This window comes from Bartonella vinsonii subsp. berkhoffii ATCC 51672 (assembly GCF_902825225.1).
GTDB classification, from domain to species: Bacteria; Pseudomonadota; Alphaproteobacteria; order Rhizobiales; family Rhizobiaceae; genus Bartonella; species Bartonella berkhoffii.
Genome location: NZ_CADEAK010000155.1, coordinates 1 through 453 on the forward strand (window position 1 = coordinate 1; position 453 = coordinate 453).

A 453-nucleotide genomic window follows, 5' to 3' on the forward strand; every position below is an offset into this window, starting at 1 on the left:
GTGGGAACACTAGTGGTGCCTGAAACATGATTAATTGTCACATTTGCTGCATTTACACTCGCATTTACCCATGAAAACGTTGCAAAACTGCTTGCAACAATCAAAACAGAATTTACCCATTTTAAATATTTCATTATCGTCATTTTATCTCGTCCTTTCTTTAATATTTTGTAAATTATAAAAGGTTGCACATTATTTTATAAGTTACAAGAGTTTACACAGTTAAGAATTTAACTTAGGCATTTTTATGTACGAAATGATATGTTAATAAACAACAATATGTTGTAAAATAGACTAACATATGTTACGAATCGTGTATGTACCTTATTTCCGCTTAATTCTAATTCTTTTGCAAATTACATTTAGAAAGTTTGACAATGATCAATGTATTTAAAAAGCGTACACGTTTGTACGCACTAACAACGAGCGCTCTCTTCTTTTTACAAGGTGTAG

1 pseudogene is annotated in these 453 nt (G+C 30.5%); it reads right to left on the reverse strand.

The features are described 5' to 3' along the window. A pseudogene (locus J7R10_RS10105) lies at positions 1-143 on the reverse strand (iron ABC transporter substrate-binding protein); the annotation flags it as partial. Positions 144-453: the final 310 nt, after the last annotated feature.